Below are 17,254 nucleotides of genomic sequence, written 5' to 3' on the forward strand. Positions count from 1 at the left end.
TATCTAAGGAACTTTTATAGTTCCTTAGATTATTTTTAATAATCCTAAATTGGGGTTGAAAACATGAAAACGCATTATGAAACATTAGGAATAAACCGAAATGCCACACAAGAACAAATAAAATTAGCCTATCGAAAGCTCTCTAAAAAACATCACCCTGATGTGAGTGGTGGAAATCCAGAATCAGAGAAAATTTTTTTAGAGGTTCAAGATGCATATAAGGTGCTGAAAGATCCAACGTTAAAAGAGGCTTACGATAGCCGTTTAGATAGCGCAGGGGATAGCTGGCAAAATGGACAGAAAAACGAAAAGCATTCAAATGGACATCAGTCTACAGAGAAAAAGCCAGATTTTAATATGAATAACCTTGAAAGAAACTTTGAACATTTCTTTGGCTTTAATCCAAAAACGAAGGAGATGTCCTCAACTCTGAATAAAAAATCTAAGAAAAATCCATTAGATACAACGGATTTATTCGAAAGTTTTTTCAAAAAATAAGTCATGGTAAAAAGAAAGGAGCGTGATTAAATGAAAGAACCATTTGCAACTGAAGATTACGGTGGAAATACAAGGGAAAAAATGTTTGTAAAAATTATTGATATCATCATTATCACAATCGCCTTCTTTTTCATTTTATATGTTTTTGTAATGAATCAGGATGTCCTTTTAAAATTTGTTATTGGGACGGTATTGGTCATACTTGTCATTATCTACGCCTCCCTTAAATACGAAGCAAATGCAATTACCCAAGTGATGGCTAACAAGGATATCTCTAAGCTTGTTTTACTTAATGAACGTGGAGCAGAAATAGATGAATGGGAACTTGGTGATCAAGTTTCATTACTTATTGGAAAAAGTTCAGCTGAATGCAAGGCAGATATTGATCTAAGCGGAACAGAGTATGAATCTCTTGTGAATTATGAACATGCTGTCCTTAATTGTGTAGCTGGCATTTGGTATTTAGAGGATATAGATTCAGTTAATGGTGTTGGCTTAAAAAAAGCTAATAAACGTGTGAAAAAAAGATTAAAACACGAGATTCCTTACTCATTAGGTAATGGAGACACAATATACATAGCGAATACACGAATTTTGGTCAAATAGAGAGAAAAAGATTCGTAACATAGATGGGGGATATCGAAATGAGTTTGATTAGATGTACAAATGGTCACATGTTTAGTTCGAGGAGACATCGTAATATTTGTCCTTACTGTAACGTGATGGTAGAACAGGAGCAAAGACAAAATAGCCCATCCTCACCTGTAGTCGAAGCTGATGATAAAACATTGCCCTACTTAGGAGAAATGGATGGAATAGATCCTGTAACAGGATGGCTGGTTTGTATTGAAGGACCGCAAATGGGTAGAGATTACCGTATTCTATCTGAAAAGAATTTTATAGGTAGAGCGGAAGATATGCATATCCGTATTGCTGGGGATAATTCAATCTCTAAACGTAATCATGCAGTTATAGTATATGATCCTAAAAAACGTAATTTTTATCTATTGCCAGGAGATGCATCGGGATTAGCTTATCTGAATAATGAGGCAGTATATACACCAACTGAATTAGCAGCCTATGATGTGATACAGCTAGGGAGAAGTATCTTTTTATTTATTCCACTTTGTGGTGTTCACTTTGAATGGGAAAACAATCAAAGTGAGGAATGATGACATATGGATCAAAAGTTATTATCTTACATAATTACATTAATTTTTATTATTGTACTCATCGTGTTACTCCTAATAAGGGGAGTACTTTCCCGAAAAATGGATAAAGGAAAAATTTATATTGGGAATGGTCAAACGATTGGCAGACGTGATGAACAGGATGATTATTTCTCAACTGCTGAAACGACAAATGGCACAATCGCGGTGCTTGCAGATGGCATTAGTGGTTTAGCTAATGGTCGTATGGCAAGCACTATCGCAGTGACAACTTTCATAGAAGAATTTAAAAAGCTTAGTAGCCTAAGTAATCTACAAAACTTTTTTAAGGAAGCTGCTAGAGCAAGTAATCATATGATTGTAGAAAACTTAAATGGTTCAAATGGAGGCACAACATTAGTGACAGCCATTATTGATAGCGAAGGCTATCTTCATTGGGGAGCAGTAGGAGATAGTGTTCTTACAATCTTTAGAAACGGTGAGTTTTTGGCGATTAACCAAAAACATATTTTTGAATCCGTTTTAACGGAACGATATATAGCCGGTGAAATTTCACAACTTGAAGTTCAAGAAAATCCACTAAAAAAGAGATTAGTAAATTATTTAGGATATGAAGGATTTAAAAATCTAGACACTGGAAATAATCCGATTCAGCTAAATAGAGGAGATAAGGTATGCCTTTTTAGTGATGGAATCTATGATGCTTTAACGGAAGTTGAAATGGAAAAAATTCTTTCTCAGCATGCTCCACCCTATGATTTAGCACAAAGCATAATAAAAGCCGTTGAACAAAAACGCTTAAAAAATCAAGATAATGCGACAATCGTGATTTTAGAAAAATCTTGGTGAAGTGGGATAGGGAATAGAGAAGGAGGAGACTTATGAGAAAGGAAAATTGCGACTTTAAAACTAGCTTTTTATCTGAAGCAGGGTCCTTTCTGCAAAATAAAGATTATTTTGCCTACACAGAACTTGACGATGTAGCTTGTTGGGTAGCTGTAAAGGGCTTGGATGCAGATCAGGAAATTAGTAGTGCAGAGTTAGCCGTAAAATCTATTTTAGAAAAATTTATGGAAAAGCCAGCTATGTCTAGAAGAGCAATCAATAAATATCTTAAACATGCTCAAAATATACTACAAGCGCAAAGCTTACGAGTAAGATTGAAGGCAAGTATTGTCATAGTCGTTTCCGATTACTCAAAAATGATTGTTGGAATAGCAGGTAATTCGCGACTGTATCACTTTCGGAACGGCACATTAACCTATAAAAGTACTGACCAAAGTTTAGCACAGGAAATAGTAGACATTCAGCACCGTTCATTAGATATTAGCCAGCATGAAGAAAGAGGAAATTTGTTGAACTATCTAGGCAAGCCAAACAAATTTCAGCCCTTTGTATCTAAAAAAATGAAGCTTATAGATGGAGATGTCCTACTACTTTGTACAGCTGGCTTTTGGGAAGACGTTAGTGAGATTGAGATGGCTGACGCGCTGGAAGGTGTCAAAGATTCCGAACAATATACAGATTTATTGGAAGAAATATTGTTGAGTAGACAAAGAAAAGTTGTAGCAAATTATACGGTTGCTGCCATATTTGTGAACAAAGTGTATCAAGAAACGAACAAAAATAAAATGAAGTATATAAAAATGATTGCTGTTGCATTAGTTTTAGCATTGATTGTAAGTGGCGGCACAATTTTTTATCAAGTAAAACAAGCGAAAAAAATAGCAGAGTTAACTGTTGAGATGAAGGACCATGAAAAGAGTGGAAATCTTTACTTTCAAGATGGAAATTACGATGAAGCATTACTTGAATATAGCGAGGGAAGAAATGCGGCAAAAAAAATAAAAGATCCAATACATAGAAATATACTAGCTAAAAAGTTAAGGGTGACTCAACTAATCATCAATGGCGATAAATCTGCAGAGGCAGGGCAATTTACAGAGGCATTGGAACAGTATGAAAAAGCTAAAAAAGAGGGCAAACTCATTAAAGGGTTTGGTAAAGAAGAAGTAGAGCAAAGAATTACAAATATGGACTCCGTTGTGGAGATTGTTGATGCTATAAAAGACGGAGATTTTCGTTTTGAGGCAGAGGATTACAATGGGGCTTTAGCAATTTACGAAAAAGCTAGAAAAAAAGCACTTGCCATTTCTTTTACTGGAGAGGCACAAATTAAAACAAAAATTGAAGAAACAGAAGAAAAAATCAATGAATTGAAAAAGGCCCAAAAAGAATTGCAAGCAGAAGGGTTGGAAAAGGCCGGAGATCAGAGCTATGCCCGTCAGGAATACGCTAAAGCGATAGAATCCTATACTCTTGCGCAGGAGATTTATCAAGAAACGGAGTTACTGGCAAAAGTTCTTGGGCTAGAGAGAAAAATTATGAATGCAAATGATAAGCTAAATCCCGTACCACAGGGTCAAGCAGCAGACAATGCATTACCTGATGAAGCTGAGCCGCCGATTGATGAGGCAACTGATGCCAGTGCCAGTTAGCATTCAAATCCTGAGTAAGGAAAGAAGGAAAGTAAAATGTTAAAAGAACTCATGTTTGAACGTTTAAAAAAAATTGAAAATTTAGAGCAACGTCAATTACTAAAAGATATTGTAAGTGGCGTTTTTGTAAATCTAATTGATTATCAAGAAGAGATGAACAAAAAGCTTGAAGAACGTATTTTTAATGAAATCGATGATCATGAAAATAGATACGACATTTACACAACCCTTAGTGCACGAGAAGATGTTGATCCCATTCATGATTGTTTGTTTCCAATATGTCCGACAGATTTAGAAGATACTAATTTAAACATTGAGCATCTACTTGAATCCATTAAAAATAATGAACTGGCTACGCTTATGACATTATTTTTAGAGTGTGATTCTATCGAAATCCAACATTTACTTGCGCAGCGAAGAATTTTCAATGGTCATCTTGTGACATCGCATGGATTGGTTGAAATAAAGCTGCGTCTTACTCAAAATAATCGTTATGTGCAAAAAATTAAAGACCTATATTCAATCTTTCAAATCAATGGTCTACCTTGGAAAACAATCAACCATCCATTTGTGAATAAGTTTGTTGATGTAAAACTTATTGGTTGTCCTACATTAAATGAGGATGTAGAAATATTCGAGGTGACGATTGATTTAGAGGAATATGAGCAACAAAAACGATTAAATATGGTTCCGCTTTGGAATCTTCAACGTCACGAGGTTAAGAATAGCGGTTTTCCGTTTCCAGCCATCGATCGAATAAATTATGAACATGTCTTATCGTTACGAAAAACGGGTACACAACATGGTTATCTTATTGATACGGAAGAAGACAATATTCGATATATAAAGCGTTCAGATAGTGAATTAACGATTGTTTCACCTCAGGATCAGTCAGGCGTATGGCAACTTCTTAAAATTGCAAAAGTTGAAAAAGACCAAGTAGGTAATTTAACTTACGAACTCGTCTCTAATCGACGAAATGAGCATTTTATGCACAAGCTTTCTAGTAAATATAATGTAAATATATCAACAAAGGGAGAAATCATTCGATTGATTAACTCCTTTGAGGTAGCAGACAATCTTGAACTTTTGAGAATAGATATTTTGGAAGGGCAAGTAGAAAATCGAAACTTTGTGTATCCATTTTTAAAGGACCCAACAGAAGACGCTAGTCACAAGAAGACGATGCTATTACAATTCCTATCAAAACAAGATAAAGATTTTATTACGAATGATGTCTTGGGTTTTCTTCTTGCTGAAGTTCAAAGATATTTCACTGAATATAAATGTGTAGGGAAATGGTTATGAATTATATTTGGGACTTACTTATACAAGCCGAAGAAGAGGGCTTTTTAACAAAGGATATTTACTTTCATCTTGCCAAAATCTATTCACCTTATATGGAGCTTAGTCCACAACTACTAAATTCGCAGGCAGTAGAGCAACATGTGGAAGTAAACCCCTATTATCGTTATTTTCAAATTTTTAAAGAACTCTTTCAACCTGATCATACAACGGATGAGGCTTTTAGGGACTCTTTATTAGATATTACACTGCATTTTTTAGCTGAGATTGATCGTATGCAAGGTTTAAATAAAAAGGAATATTATATTCGCTTTATGCTCAGAGACATTGAGGAAAATGTATTTGGAGAACTGGTTCGCGATAAAATCAAGTCTTTTTCAAAAAAAGAACAAGAGATTATTGCACTTAATATGCTCAGACTCTATCAAACTGGAGAAGAATTATATTTAATAAAGGACACGCTGAAAAATATATTTAGAAATTGTTTTATCTATGTGAAATCCGAGGAAAAAGATGAGTTACTTCTTTACATCCATCAAAAAAAGACAACAGAAAATATTAATAAAGTCCAGCTAATCCAAGAAATATTTTTACCTATTGGCTTCCATATGGAAGTCTACTGGCAGTACCATTTTGGCATTATTGACGTAGAGGAAACCATGAAGCTAGATCGAATAGCTCTTTATTAAAAAGTGAGGAGGGGTATAAGTTGACGACTAAATATTCATATAAGCTTTATGCGAATAAGCGTTATACAGAAAAGAAATATATGACCTATACACGTGTAGAGTTAATGGAGATGACCACTTTTCAACTTAGAAATATTTGTTATAAAGAAAAGCTCATAACAGGCTTAATTAATACGCTGACAAGGGACGAACTAATTGAGAAGATTTTAAGATATCGTGGAGCAGAAGAGCATCTTTTAATTAAAGAAAAACAAGATGGAGGCTTTGAAAGAGTCGAAGAGGCGTTACAAAAATATTTAAAAACACCACTTTCTGATAATGGTGATATTAAAATACCTGCCAAAATGAATCTTTATAAAGGGATGAAAATCGATAAACCAGATCAATACCTTATTGAATCAGGAGGCTATCTTGTAGAATCCAATGTGATGCTAGTAAATGAACATATGGAATTATGTGGTATTTTAAATATTGTAAAAGACGATGAAAAAGCAAATTGCTATTACCTAGTGGCAGATCAAGCGCTAGGAATACGCGAGACGAAGAACAAGAACTATAGCTTTATTTTTTTGCGAAAGCAAGATTCTGAGTATATCTATAAAACATATTATCAGGAAACGCCGCTCCCACCAACAAACCTAAATTACTACAAAGTGCCAATACAGGATTTAGAGATGAAACAGTTAGAGACAACCAATGCCATTCTTGCCATTGATTTTGGGACAACCAATACAACAGCTGGCGTATTTTTGGATAGTGATTATGTCTCATCTCCTTGTAGTCATGACCTGTTAAACAAGCGAATTGAACTCAATAACATCAATTTTGTTCAATTCCCAGACACTCTTCACCAAAATGAATGGATTGAAGTCGTTCCGACAGTGGTTGCAGTGGCAGATTGCTCGAGCGTTGATCATGTAAGTTATCATTTTGGCTATGAAGCTTTGAAGGTGATGAAAAAAAATAGCTATACATCATTAGCCACGAAATTTCAGGGCATCAAACGTTGGGTGAGTAATTATTCAAAATTAGAAGAAATAATGGATGCAAATGGGAATACTGCCGTTATTCCACGTAGTCAAATCCTAAGAGAATTTTTACTCTATATCATTCACATGGCTGAGCATCAATTTAAATGTCAATTCAAACATTTACATATTTCAAGTCCAGTGAAGCTGAAAACGCAATTTTTAGAAATGTTTCAAGCAATTTTACCTGAATATCAAATTGAAATTGAGCATTCTCTCGATGAAGGAATGGCAGTACTTTATAATACAATAGCCAATCAGATTGAGAATCAGAGTTTTATGGATGGTAAGGAATATAAGGCTTTGGTAATCGATTGTGGTGGGGGAACAACAGACCTTTCCTCTTGTAAGTTTCGCATAGAGGACGGACATATTTCCTACAAAATTGATATTCATACAACCTATGAAAATGGGGATACCAATTTTGGCGGTAATAATATTACATATCGAATTTTTCAATTTATGAAAATTGTCTTTGCGAATTATTATAGTCGTGGGAAAAATGCTTATGACATTGATACGTTAATTGATATCCCAGGAAAAGACATTTATCGATATGTTGATGATTATGGCGTCGAAGCGGTTTACCAGCAATTTGAAAAGGCGTTTAAGGATGCTGAGTCTATTATCCCTACACGTTTTAAAGAATATGAAAATCGTACACGAGATGAATATCTAAGAGTGCGTAATAATCATTATTTCCTATGGGAAATGGCAGAAGAAATGAAGAAAGAATTTTTCCGAAAAACAGGTATTCTAAGAAGCCGTTTTTACTCAGACAGCGAAATACAGCAAGAGAGTGATTTAAATATCACAACGGTAGATCGTTGGTGTTTATCTTTATTAGAAAATCAACAATTTAAAGATGTTTATGACTATCCAAATGTTTATTTCAATATTAAAGAAATAAACCATCTTATTAAAGCGGATATTTATGATATTGTGCGTGAGTTTTTAGAAAGCTTTTATGAAAGTGGCATGCTTAGTGAATATTCAATTATTAAACTAACAGGACAATCCTGTAAAATCGATGCTTTTCGAGAGGCTTTAAAGGAATTTGTACCAGGACGTAGCATTGAGTTTAGGCAAAAAGCTGAAAACGTTGGAAAAGTAGCAGAATTAAAACTCGCCTGTTTAAGAGGAGCCTTACGCTACTTAAATGCGAAAAAGATTGGCATGATTGAAACAAAAGTAACAAATGATGCACCTATTGTACCATATACGGTTAGTGCATATACGCATAATCGTCAAGAGAAGCTACTTATTAGTAGTCTAGAGAGGCTGAATCAAATTCACGGAACTATCTCCCGTCCATGGGGAGTGACTGAGGTTGAATTCTTCCTAACGGGAAGCGATCATCATACCGCACATAAATATACTTATATTAATCGACAAGAGGATTTTGTCCCTGTGCTTTATGAGAGTATCGCGTCATATTATTTTGATAAAATTCCACAGGATGAAACAGATTCAATCGTCAATGGGGAAGTTAAATTCTTTGTCTTTGCAAGTGAGGATCATTGGGGTTTCCATGTAGTACCAGTTGCTAGGAAAGAGGAGCAGCTACTTATCGGTAACAAGGAATTCTTTGCCTTTGAAACAGATTTATCTGAGTTAGATTTCTTTGATGGATTAAAGTAAGTAGGCATCTGCCAAAAAATAAACGAGGTGAGTGACAGATGTTTGCTAATCAATTTCCGCATTTTCAAAAAGGTAGAATTTTAAAAAGGGAAATGTTGGAGAACTTGCGAGATTATCCAAGAGAATTTTTAGATTTATATTTTCAAGATTATTCAGATGGCATTATAGCAGGTGCCCATATTACTGTAACGGATACAATTATCCATATTACAAAAGGGATAGTTAAACATAACAATAGGCTTTATTTGATGCATAGTAGCTATGAACTACCATATAAGGCAACAGGCAAAGAAACCATTATAAAAATAAAATTTGCTGAAGAAGTGAGTAGATTAGATTTTACGGATTTTACAGCTACTATTTTTCTTGATGAGTCTCTGGATGTTGCTAGCAATGAATTAGAAATAGCCCGCTTTAAATTAAAAGTTGGAGCAAACCTACGATCCGAGCCAAATGATTTTTTAGATTTTGCTACGGAATACAATACAGTGAATTATCTCCACTGTCAGTATGCGGGAATACAAGCTAGCACATATCACCCAAAAGTTTTACAGCGTTATGCAAAGGAACTATTAAAAAATCGCCCAACCAATGTGTATGATATTGCATTTGCTTTCGAGTGTTTGAATCAAGAACGAGTTCAGCGAGATGTCATTGAAATGTATATTTGCAATCGATTAGAGTTAGAATTTCAAGCGTTTTCAAATAACCAAATTCATAAATATTTGTACCGTATATTATCTGAATCAAAGAACGGTGGTCGCTTAGTAGGGCATAGTTCAGGGCGACCAAATCGTATGATAGTTGACTAACTGTATTTTAGTTATTGAAAAATGCTTAAGAAACGGAAGGTGAGTGGGATGAAATTTTTAGATGAAAAGATTATTGCACTTAGAAATGAAATGAGAGAGCAAGAGCAATTTGAGCTAGCTCAGAAAGAAGCAGCATTAAAAAAAGAACAGGAGCCTGAGGAGCAAAACGCTGAACAGGAAGAACAGGACTTCCCTAAAGTAAACATCTATCAAGATTACATAATGATTGATGATGAGAAGGTATCGGTGGTGGAGCAGCCATTATTAGATGGCAAAATGTCGATCCGTATGCCGAATCTTTTTTTCTTGATGTCTAAGGAAATAGCAGCATTAAAGTACCCATCAGAGCGTAGACCAACCCTTATTTATACAGATGATTCCTCCACGATTAATCTTGCCTTCAATCTGACTCCACATCGATTAAAGGAAGATGGAGTGGCTGCTTTCCAAGAAAATATGATTGATATTCTTGAACAGGCGCAACCTTCAGCAGATTGGTTGGATACAGAAGTCATAAAGATTGATGAAAAGACAGTTGGCTTTTTAGAAATCATTACACCGGCTATTGATGGCGATATTTTTAATTTAATGTTTTTTGCCTCTATCGAAGGATTAGCGCTTATCGGAACCTTTAATTGTATGGAGGATGACCTAGAAACTTGGCGTCCAGTTGCGAGAGCTATGATGGAATCCTTGCAATTTGCTTCAATTAGTAGGAATGGAGGGACAGTATTATGAGTGGGGTAGTGACAGCTTATCATAATATACAAATTCAACCTTTTGAACTTATTAGTATTCAAGATCTTACCCTTGTCAAAAAAATGAATGAGCATGCGACACTACGTTTTACTGGTATTGTGCCTGAAGAGGTTAGAGATACTTATGTTGAAATGACTGAGGTGTTATCTGCCATTGAGGTTAATCAGCTTAATCATCTTGGTGTTCCTACACCACTTTTTAAAGGTGTTATTTTAGATGTCAAGGTAAGTTCCGTTCGAGGCATTTATTATATTGAGGTGGAGGCGGCATCTAATTCGTATCAACTAGACATAAAAAAGAAAAATCGCTCTTATCAGGATAAGGAAATGACCTATTCATCTCTCTTTAAACTTCTACAGCCCGCGTATCCAGGTCTAGATATTATAGATGAAGCGACGAAGGGAGAAAAGTTAGGGAAGTTTACCCTTCAATACTTTGAAACAGATTGGCAATTTTTAAAGAGGCTTGCTTCCCGCTTTCAGACTGGTCTAGTTCCTGCTGTAACCTTTGATAAGCCGAAGTTCCATTTTGGAGTGCCTGCTGGCAGGGCAAAAGGCAAATTAGAAGATTATCATTATACTACCCGAAAAAAACTAGCAGACTACCTAGTATATACAGAGAATGGCAATGAAGGCATGGGAGAGCATGATTTCCTCTACTATGAGGTGGAAACCGATAAAGTTCTGGAGCTAGGAGATTATGTAACCTTTAACAAGCAAACCCTTTATGTTTCTGAAGCATTGACAACCATGAAGGATGGATTGTTAAAACATTGCTATACGCTTTCGACGAAAAATGGCATGAATAAAAGTGAAATCTTTAACTATGCCATCTCGGGATTGTCGCTTGAAGGAAAAGTGTTAGAAGTGGCAAAAGATCATATTAAAGTGCATTTAGCGATAGATGAAAAGCAGGATAAGGCAAAGGCACATTGGTTTTTGTATTCTACAGGTTATTCGGCTGAAGGACATAGTGGATGGTATTGTATGCCTGAAATCAATGACTTTGTTCACGTTTATTTCCCGTCACATCGTGAGGAGGAAGGGATTTCTAGTGGCTCTATACGAAAAAACTTAGATACATCGGCTACGAACAAACTTGATGATCCTTCAACAAAATATTATCGCACAGCCTTTGGTAAAGAAATTAAGATGAGTCCAACAGAAATCGTTATTACAGCGCAGGATGGCGATATTTTTATTCGGTTAAATGAAAGCAATGGTATTGAAATATTTAGTAAAAAAGAAATAAAACTTATTTCTGAGGCAGATATTTCAGTTAATACTAGTAAGAAGATTCTTTTGTCTGCGGAGGAAGAAATTTCTTTACAATGCAAAGAAAGTAAAATAACGATGAATGGTAGTGTGCAAATTTTTGGGAAAGAAGTAAAGGCAAATTAGAATGTTTCTTTCGAAAAAGGAGGGAGTTTTATATGCAGACACAGGGAGTTTTACAACATTTTTATGACACAGAAGTAGCAAAAAGAAGATTGAAATATCTCTTACTGCTTGAGGATTATTTCCAAGCCTCCAAAGAACAGCTTGCCGAGGAATTTAGAAAATCTTTTCAAAAAGTATGTGTCGAGCTAGCACAGCAGCAATCACTTCATCAAAAAGGACCCATTGCCCATATCACGTTTTCTATGCTACGTACAGAGATGCTAGCAGGGCGTCATGATTATCTAGTAGAAGGTACTGACGAAGAGTGGTTTTTTGATCTTCATCCACTCTTAACTACGTATGATGCTAGCTGGGCTCATCGTTTTTTAGAGCAATACATCCAAGAATTAAGTTTATATAGTAAAACCTTCATGGGTGCCATTACCCAAGCAGATATTGAACGTATAAAACTTCAGGAAGCCCATCATTTTCATCAATATATTTTGAGCCTTGCTAGATATGCGCTGCCTGGCATTGTAAGATGTCCAGAATATATGGCACTGGAGCGGGATGTAGCTGTCGAAATACGTATAGGTGAGTTTATGGATATTAATGAAGTAGTGTATAGCGAAGATTTCGCAATGAAGGATAATGAAGAAATAAAAGCATGGTTAGAAGAAAACTTAGAGAATGAATACCCATTTGAAGTATTTAGCCGTTTGAACTTAGCGAATGGACACTATAATGGCATAGATATTCGTTATGCATTTTTCCAGAAGGCAAATTTAACACACTGCCATATGCGTGATTCTCTTCTGATTGGCGCTAATTTTCGGGATAGCCAGCTAGTAGGTACTGATCTGAGCTTTAGCATGATTCATGAGGTAGATTTTAGCAATAGTCAATTACAAGGTGCAAATTTTCAACAGGTTCAAGGGGCAAGTGGTCTTTTAGATCGTCAAAAGTGGGAAATGCCAGGCTATTTACCTGTCCGCTTTACAGATGCTAATTTAGAGGGCGCTAATTTTGAGCTAGCAAATTTACGAGGAGCCTGCTTTTTAGGGGCGAATGTAAAGGATACACAATTTGCAGGAGCTAATTTAGAAAAGGCTATATTTTCTAAGGAAGCAAGGGAATATTTAGAGCTAGACGCATTTCAGACAGCAAGTGTTATTTGGAAGTAGATGTGGTGAAAAGGAGATTCAAAGATGAACTATTTTATTTTATCTCAGGATGAGCGAATTTCCAATGCTGTTGAACCGGTTGGTATAGCTCAAGTAATTAAAAAAGAGTTATTAACATTAGATAGAATGGATGAATTAGAGGAACTAGAACGCCAATTTCCAGTATTAGAAAAGAATGACATGCTGTATATCGATTTTATCGAAAAGCCAATCGCGCTCTTGTCAGATGCGGTTAAACAGTTAGTGGAAAAATATAACCCAAGTATGCCCTTTAAAGCTGTTGTGCTAATGGACATGCCTAAATTAATGCAAACATTATATTGGCTAGTAATACCACCAAGAGTACCTTGTCTTTCAACCCAAACTGAATTCCGTCTAGATGGAACGTTGAAGAAGCTTGTTCTCGATGAGGCCAAAGCTGCGCCTTATTCCTTCTTTCAAATAGAGGGTATTAAAGAAAATTATATCGTAGTCAATATTGAATTAGCAGAGAGTATTCTGCGCAGAGATTTAAGAGGAATTCGACTACAAAAAATACAAACTGAAGGAAGATGGAACGACATTCTTTCTGTAGAAAAAGCTTTATAAAATGGACAAGCAGGGCCATGTGAAGAAGAGCAAGAAGAGATTACATATCTAACAACGTTGTAGTGGAACCTTCTTGTTTAGAAAATTGCAATACCTTACGTATAGAAAGGAGGATTACCCGATGTCAGAAGAAATGCAGACAAGGGGTGGCGACCAACGGAGCTATGTTGTTGCGGGTGCCAAATTATCCTGCTCGCAAGGAGATCAAATAAGCATTTTGAAAATGCCAGTTAGTCACGGCGTTTATACAAAAAATAAAGCTCAAATGAATACGATGGATTATAAGCCCAATATCAATATTCAGCCATTCGGCTTATGTCAAACATTAGCTAATCCTATCGTTGCAGCCGCTACAGCTGCCAATAACGGTGTTTTAAAGCCAATGCCTTGTACACCTGTAATTACAATGCCTTGGATCAATGGGAAGGATGATCAATTAATTGAAAATCATCCAGCTTTAGTTAATCAATCTATTAATATGTGTATGTATTGTGGAACGATAAAAGTAGAAGATGATGGGCAAGAATAAGCCATTATCCCCTGAGGAAAGAAGGGAAGCATGTGAACACATACGAGGAAGTAATTGGATACGGTGAACTTGAACTCGTATCTCCTTATGATATCCAAACGTTGCATACTATCACTTTGACCCAAACGGTGAATGACCATGCAAGGTTATCAATAACGGGATTTATCCCTGCAGAGCAAAAAGATAGTTGTATGCAGATTGCAAGCACAACAGATCAAATTGAGCTTTATCAAAAACGTAATGGGCAACGACTGCAAGCCCTTTTTAAAGGCCAGGTAACAGAAATGGCTGTACGAACGGTAAGAGGAGTCTATCAAATTGAACTAGAAGCTATTACATCAACATTCACATTGGATTGTAAACAAAAATACCGCTCCTTTCAAGACAATCAGATGACGTATCAAACTTTGTTTAAAAAGGTACTCGAAGATTATTCGGGTGCCGATGTGATTGATACTGTGGCGAAAGCTACTCCTCTCAAGCAATTTATATTACAATATAAGGAGACGGATTGGCAATTTTTACAGCGTATGGCCTCCCATTTTCGTGCCGTGTTAGTCGCAGCAGTGGATGCGGATAAGCCAAAGTTCTGGTTCGGTTTGCCTGTAGGGCGGATAGAAAAGCTGTCGGTGGCCAATTATACGATTTTAAAGGATCGCTCTAAGTATTTACATATAAAACACAATGATATTGAGCGACCAATTGAAGAACGAGAAGCAGTCGCCTATGTGATAGAGTCTAGGAAAACATTGAAGCTTGGCGATCGCGTCCAGCTCCAAGGTAAGGAGCTTGTAGTAGCGAAGTCCATCGCCCGTATGAAGCAAGGCATCCTGACCTACGAGTATCATCTATTGTTTGAAAAAGGCATACGTCAAAACAGACAAAGTATTCCTTTTTTACCGGGCACAGCGATTGAAGGTAAGGTATTAGAGGTCAAAAAGGACCAAGTACGTGTCCATCTCAGCATCGATGAAACACAAAAAAAGGAAGAGGCAACGTGGTTTCCCTTAGCGACATCGTATACCGCGGAGGGGCATAGTGGTTTCTATAGTCCGCCAGAGGAAGGGGATAGCGTTTACCTCGCTTTGCCGACACATCGAGAGGAAGCAGCAGTTGTTCGGCATAGTGTACGAAAGACTGGCGAGTCCAACCCTAAAACAGCTGATCCGAAAACGTCTTACTGGGGTACGCCAAAAGGAAAGGATATGAAGCTAGACCCACAGTCAGTGACATTTACCGCCAAGGATGGAGCTGTTTTTCTTCAGCTCCATCAGGATAGTGGCATCACTGTGCATAGTAAGCCGCCTTTGCTGGTCAAAGCAAACGACACCATTACCTTTGCAGGAAAACGGATATCCATGAGTGGAGCTGAATCGATGCATTTGACATGTGGCTCTAGTAGTATTGTTTTTGATGGCAATACGGATATCCAAGGCCAGGTTGTTACGATGGAAGGGTCCATCAAAGCCCCTGTATCAGTCGCATCACAGGAAGAAGTAGACCTCGAATCAGCCTTAAACGTGATGGGGATGATTCCTGTAGGTGGGGGTGACGTCTGATGGGTCTTTTAGGAATAGCTGGAAGTATGCTGGGAATGATTCCAAAAGTAGGCTCCGCAGGTGGCAAGAAAAAAGGAAAGGGCGGAGGGTCGAAGAAGGGGAAAAACTCTAAAAAATCCTCCAACAAGAAAGGGTCCTCAAAGAAGAACCAACCGAAGTCGAAGAAAAAAAAGAAAAAGAAAAAGAAAAAAAAGAAGAAAAAGAGTATATTGGGTAAAATCTTTACCAAGGCACGCAAAGTCTATAATAAGGTAAAGAAAAGTGACATTGTGAAGAAAGCCAAGAAAGGCGCAAAAGCAGCGTTACTAGCGGTCAAAAATACTTGCCAAAAAGTGAAGCAAAAAACAAAAGAAGTGTATAACCAAGCGAAGCAAAAGACGAAAGAAGTGTATAGTCAAGCGAAGCAAAAGACGAAAGAAGTGTATAATCAAGCTAAGCAAAAGACAAAAGAAGTATATAGTCAAGCGAAGCAACAGATAAAGACTACTGTCAATCAGACCAAACATGTAATGAAAGAAAAAGTACTGCCAACAATGAAAAAAGGTGCGAAAGCAGCAGGCAAAGCCTTAGTAAGTACTGTAACACCTAAAAATATGTTGGACACGCTCCAACTAGGATTAGATGTCGTAGGGCTGGTACCAGGGGTTGGAGAAATAGCAGATGGCTTGAATGCAGTGATTTATTATGCAAGAGGAGACAAGTTAAATGCAGCCCTCTCCGTAGGAGCGATGATACCATTTGCAGGAATGGCAGTGACAGGTGGTAAATTAGTAACTAAAGGTGCGAAAGCATTTAATGGTGTAGTTGATGGTATTAAAACCGTTACAAATAAAGGTCCAATAGGCGAACTAAAAGAAAAAGCCACTAAAAAGCTAGACACCGTAAAAGATAAGTTCCAAACCAAAGTAGCCGAAGTAAAGGACCAATTGCGTCAGTTGGGAACACCGCAGTTAGAGTTGGCCGGTGTGAACGTTGGCCGAATAACGGATACGGGAACAGTCGGGAAAAATAAGCCATCGCCTACTCCAAAACCATCGAATAGACAGAATTCAACTCTGGTCGATAGTACAAGTAATAAAAAGCCGAACAATGCTTCATCTCCAAATAATACTAGTAAGTCACCACCTGAAAAACAAAGGCAAGATGTGAAAACAGAACAAATCACAATAAAAAAATATGGTGAATGGAAAAAGGATGGTTCCGGAAAGCAAAAACATCATCTTAATCAAGATGCTGCTTTTAAAAAGAATGGGACAGGTAAAGAGGTAATTCCATCGAATGAAGGATATACAATTGAATTGGAAGGAAATGCATTTAAGGATGTTGGATCTCCTCATTTTATGGCACATAAAACAATGGAAGAATTTTTTAATAGGTATCGTAAAGGTGATAAAAAGGGGACAATCCCAACTAATGCAGAATATAACATTGCTCTATATAAATCTTTAAGAAAAGCAGGAATTGAAGAAAAACATGCTTTAGAGGCGATAAATAAAGCAAGAGAGCAAAGGATAGAATATAATCTTAAAGACGATGATTTTATTCCAAGAATCCCAGGACAAATAAATTCATTAAAGAAATACCAATATAAACATATAAAATTAAAAAGATAGGTG

Annotated in this window: 16 protein-coding genes; all 16 read left to right on the forward strand. The window is 36.6% G+C overall.

The genetic code is table 11. From position 1 onward, the window contains the following. Positions 1-63: 63 nt before the first annotated feature. The 16 genes from FC748_RS03035 to FC748_RS03115 all read left to right on the forward strand — a co-directional run bounded on the left by FC748_RS03035 (position 64) and on the right by FC748_RS03115 (position 17,251). Entirely contained in the window at positions 64-498 is a 435-nt protein-coding gene (locus FC748_RS03035; RefSeq protein ID WP_108029756.1) for a J domain-containing protein, read from the forward strand. 30 nt (positions 499-528) lie between these two features. After that, positions 529-1,104 carry an FHA domain-containing protein gene (locus FC748_RS03040; protein WP_108029755.1) on the forward strand — a complete coding sequence of 192 codons (576 nt, stop codon included), beginning with the start codon at positions 529-531 and terminating at the stop codon, positions 1,102-1,104. 38 nt (positions 1,105-1,142) lie between these two features. Further along, complete coding sequence (locus tag FC748_RS03045; RefSeq protein WP_025219971.1) at positions 1,143-1,670, forward strand: FHA domain-containing protein; 528 nt, start codon at positions 1,143-1,145, stop codon at positions 1,668-1,670. Between the two features lie 6 nt (positions 1,671-1,676). Continuing rightward, positions 1,677-2,516, forward strand: a complete 840-nt coding sequence (locus tag FC748_RS03050) for a PP2C family protein-serine/threonine phosphatase (RefSeq protein WP_025219970.1) — start codon at positions 1,677-1,679, stop codon at positions 2,514-2,516. A 32-nt stretch (positions 2,517-2,548) separates the two neighbouring features. After that, positions 2,549-4,165, forward strand: a complete 1,617-nt coding sequence (locus FC748_RS03055; RefSeq protein WP_025219969.1) for a PP2C family protein-serine/threonine phosphatase — start codon at positions 2,549-2,551, stop codon at positions 4,163-4,165. Between the two features lie 36 nt (positions 4,166-4,201). Continuing rightward, a complete protein-coding gene (locus FC748_RS03060) occupies positions 4,202-5,473 on the forward strand; it encodes a normocyte-binding protein (protein ID WP_167492619.1) in 1,272 nt (423 codons plus the stop codon). Further along, positions 5,464-6,159: an iron-dependent peroxidase gene (locus FC748_RS03065; RefSeq protein WP_108029754.1), complete on the forward strand. Its 696-nt coding sequence runs from the start codon at positions 5,464-5,466 to the stop codon at positions 6,157-6,159. The genes FC748_RS03060 and FC748_RS03065 overlap by 10 nt, the downstream gene beginning before the upstream one ends. 80 nt (positions 6,160-6,239) lie before the next feature. After that, on the forward strand, positions 6,240-8,828 hold the full coding sequence (locus FC748_RS03070) for an acetate and sugar kinases/Hsc70/actin family protein (RefSeq protein WP_052599591.1): 2,589 nt from the start codon (positions 6,240-6,242) through the stop codon (positions 8,826-8,828). Positions 8,829-8,866: 38 nt separating this feature from the next. After that, on the forward strand, positions 8,867-9,640 hold the full coding sequence (locus FC748_RS03075; RefSeq protein WP_025219965.1) for a hypothetical protein: 774 nt from the start codon (positions 8,867-8,869) through the stop codon (positions 9,638-9,640). Positions 9,641-9,688: 48 nt separating this feature from the next. Next, positions 9,689-10,378 (forward strand): hypothetical protein, encoded by a 690-nt coding sequence (locus FC748_RS03080; RefSeq protein WP_227665358.1) that lies wholly within the window; start codon positions 9,689-9,691, stop codon positions 10,376-10,378. Then, positions 10,375-11,799: a hypothetical protein gene (locus tag FC748_RS03085; protein WP_025219963.1), complete on the forward strand. Its 1,425-nt coding sequence runs from the start codon at positions 10,375-10,377 to the stop codon at positions 11,797-11,799. Before FC748_RS03080 ends, FC748_RS03085 begins: the two co-directional genes overlap by 4 nt. 32 nt (positions 11,800-11,831) lie before the next feature. Next, the gene (locus tag FC748_RS03090; protein ID WP_025219962.1) at positions 11,832-12,962 is read left to right on the forward strand and encodes a pentapeptide repeat-containing protein; all 1,131 of its coding nucleotides are present in this window, start codon (positions 11,832-11,834) and stop codon (positions 12,960-12,962) included. Between the two features lie 24 nt (positions 12,963-12,986). Further along, the gene (locus FC748_RS03095; RefSeq protein ID WP_108029753.1) at positions 12,987-13,550 is read left to right on the forward strand and encodes a serine protease; all 564 of its coding nucleotides are present in this window, start codon (positions 12,987-12,989) and stop codon (positions 13,548-13,550) included. A gap of 121 nt (positions 13,551-13,671) precedes the next feature. Next, positions 13,672-14,079, forward strand: coding sequence for a DUF4280 domain-containing protein (locus FC748_RS03100; RefSeq protein ID WP_025219960.1), 408 nt, complete (start codon positions 13,672-13,674; stop codon positions 14,077-14,079). Between the two features lie 32 nt (positions 14,080-14,111). Next, a complete protein-coding gene (locus FC748_RS03105) occupies positions 14,112-15,638 on the forward strand; it encodes a contractile injection system protein, VgrG/Pvc8 family (RefSeq protein WP_108029752.1) in 1,527 nt (508 codons plus the stop codon). Beyond that, positions 15,638-17,251: a hypothetical protein gene (locus tag FC748_RS03115; protein WP_167492611.1), complete on the forward strand. Its 1,614-nt coding sequence runs from the start codon at positions 15,638-15,640 to the stop codon at positions 17,249-17,251. The genes FC748_RS03105 and FC748_RS03115 overlap by 1 nt, the downstream gene beginning before the upstream one ends. Positions 17,252-17,254: the final 3 nt, after the last annotated feature.

The sequence above is a fragment of the Lysinibacillus sphaericus genome, from assembly GCF_005217585.1.
GTDB classification, from domain to species: domain Bacteria; phylum Bacillota; class Bacilli; order Bacillales_A; family Planococcaceae; genus Lysinibacillus; species Lysinibacillus sphaericus.

What these genes read in the sequence shown, in the direction of transcription:
- FC748_RS03085 (WP_025219963.1), top strand. Translation starts at nt 10,375, where the DNA reads ATGAGTGGGGTAGTGACAGCTTATCATAATATACAAATTCAACCTTTT.
- FC748_RS03035 (WP_108029756.1), top strand. Translation starts at nt 64, where the DNA reads ATGAAAACGCATTATGAAACATTAGGAATAAACCGAAATGCCACACAA.
- FC748_RS03065 (WP_108029754.1), top strand. Translation starts at nt 5,464, where the DNA reads ATGGTTATGAATTATATTTGGGACTTACTTATACAAGCCGAAGAAGAG.
- FC748_RS03080 (WP_227665358.1), top strand. Translation starts at nt 9,689, where the DNA reads ATGAAATTTTTAGATGAAAAGATTATTGCACTTAGAAATGAAATGAGA.
- FC748_RS03075 (WP_025219965.1), top strand. Translation starts at nt 8,867, where the DNA reads ATGTTTGCTAATCAATTTCCGCATTTTCAAAAAGGTAGAATTTTAAAA.
- FC748_RS03115 (WP_167492611.1), top strand. Translation starts at nt 15,638, where the DNA reads ATGGGTCTTTTAGGAATAGCTGGAAGTATGCTGGGAATGATTCCAAAA.
- FC748_RS03040 (WP_108029755.1), top strand. Translation starts at nt 529, where the DNA reads ATGAAAGAACCATTTGCAACTGAAGATTACGGTGGAAATACAAGGGAA.
- FC748_RS03045 (WP_025219971.1), top strand. Translation starts at nt 1,143, where the DNA reads ATGAGTTTGATTAGATGTACAAATGGTCACATGTTTAGTTCGAGGAGA.
- FC748_RS03055 (WP_025219969.1), top strand. Translation starts at nt 2,549, where the DNA reads ATGAGAAAGGAAAATTGCGACTTTAAAACTAGCTTTTTATCTGAAGCA.
- FC748_RS03100 (WP_025219960.1), top strand. Translation starts at nt 13,672, where the DNA reads ATGTCAGAAGAAATGCAGACAAGGGGTGGCGACCAACGGAGCTATGTT.
- FC748_RS03090 (WP_025219962.1), top strand. Translation starts at nt 11,832, where the DNA reads ATGCAGACACAGGGAGTTTTACAACATTTTTATGACACAGAAGTAGCA.
- FC748_RS03070 (WP_052599591.1), top strand. Translation starts at nt 6,240, where the DNA reads ATGACCTATACACGTGTAGAGTTAATGGAGATGACCACTTTTCAACTT.
- FC748_RS03095 (WP_108029753.1), top strand. Translation starts at nt 12,987, where the DNA reads ATGAACTATTTTATTTTATCTCAGGATGAGCGAATTTCCAATGCTGTT.
- FC748_RS03050 (WP_025219970.1), top strand. Translation starts at nt 1,677, where the DNA reads ATGGATCAAAAGTTATTATCTTACATAATTACATTAATTTTTATTATT.
- FC748_RS03060 (WP_167492619.1), top strand. Translation starts at nt 4,202, where the DNA reads ATGTTAAAAGAACTCATGTTTGAACGTTTAAAAAAAATTGAAAATTTA.